At 35.5% G+C, this 1,492-nt stretch carries 2 protein-coding genes; one reads left to right on the top strand and one right to left on the bottom strand.

Going from position 1 to position 1,492, the window contains the following annotated elements; translation table 11 throughout:
- Positions 1–252: hypothetical protein (locus DXD25_RS17360; protein ID WP_222847563.1), on the top strand; the 252-nt coding region annotated here is incomplete at its 5' end.
- Between the two features lie 61 nt (positions 253–313).
- On the opposite strand, the gene DXD25_RS16235 is transcribed toward DXD25_RS17360, so the two are convergent.
- Positions 314–1,492 (bottom strand): outer membrane beta-barrel protein (locus DXD25_RS16235; RefSeq protein WP_147327957.1); only part of this gene is annotated, 1,179 nt, incomplete at its 5' end.

Genomic DNA, 1,492 nt, shown 5'->3' with positions numbered 1-1,492 from the left:
AGCTTCTGCCCTTTCAGGGCGTATTGGGTAATTTCAACCGTGCAGGTCGTATTATTTCTCGGATTTGAGTATTTTAACGCCGATTATTTCTCGGATTTGAGTATTTTCGCTATATTTGCGCCTGTTATTCAAACAGTTACGATTATGACAGAATATATACATAGAAACATAGACTCAGAAGAGAAGAGTTTTATCATTATGATTGCTCATCATAAAGAAGTAAATGCTCGCTCCCAACTTGCCTTGCAGTAGCCCCAACTTTTTATCACTGAGGGCTACTGCCTTTAATTTTGCATCAATATCCATTGTCTTATTATTTTTCTGCATCAACATTGAAAGAATTTTGTCTCATTCTCACTTGCTTACCACCATGCAAGAACATCTTAATTCCCAATACCACGTATGGACCGTAAGTACTATTTCTAGAAGAATTTGTCACAGTTGTAAAATAGGGCAAATGATATTCATATCCAAACTTCCGCTTTCCAATATTGGCAGGCATCGTAGCGGTCAGAGTCCCCTCAAGTTTACCATTTGAAAACAATCTATTCAATACTATTTTAGCATATCCTAGATGCTTCGTATATTTACCTTGCAAAGTAGGAGTTGTAGCATAATTCAAATCGTAAGATGCTTGCACATTCAATTTCAAAGGGCTAATTTTATACCTGGCTTGCATATACATCTTCCAAATATCACCTTTTCTCTTGATACCTTCCTCTACAGATGCAACATCATGGAAATAAGAAAGGTTTACACCAAGATTACAATCTTTGAAAAGTTTGTAATCCCCTGACAATATGAACATCATTCGATGCCAATCTGCATTTTTATAACTTTCTTTCACCATACCTGTTGGTAACAATGAATAATAAAGCGACTCATTCATGTCTTTATTATAAAAGTTTACAAATATTATGTTAAACAGTTTATCTATACTCATGGTCGCATCCAAGTAAATCAATCTTGAAGATTTCAACAGTGGATTTCCACCATGAATCATCTTTGAATCTATTTGGTATTCCGTAGCAGATAATTGATCCAAATTAGGATACATAGCTGAAATGTGGAAATTACTTCTGATAGTTACGATACGCCAAGGCTTGTAGAACAAACGTCCCATAGGACTCCAGGAATAGTTAGCTATATGTCCGACGTTATTATCATCAGAATTACCAAGCCAAAGAGCACCACCGCTAACATAAAAGCTACCCACTGGATGCCAAGTAAGCATCGCTAACATAAAATGGCGAATATTCTTAGACCAATAGCTTAACTCGTCAGTATTCCTATCCGTATCATTATATTTTCTCCACGCAAAATTATAGTCTGCATAAAAATCGAAGTGTTTGGATAATGACCTACTTATACTCAGATCATAAAACACATAATTTTTATTACCCAACGTTGGGGTTTCACTCAAGTTAGAATTACTCCAATAAGTTCTTTTCTCCCTAACATTATAATAGTCGTAAGTCAAATCACTGCTGAC

Origin of the sequence: Prevotella sp. TF12-30 (assembly GCF_003436715.1) — a bacterium.
Lineage (GTDB): Bacteria > Bacteroidota > Bacteroidia > Bacteroidales > Bacteroidaceae > Prevotella > Prevotella copri_A.
The sequence above is the reverse complement of the archived record's forward strand: the minus strand, read 5'-3'. Positions and strand labels throughout refer to the sequence as shown.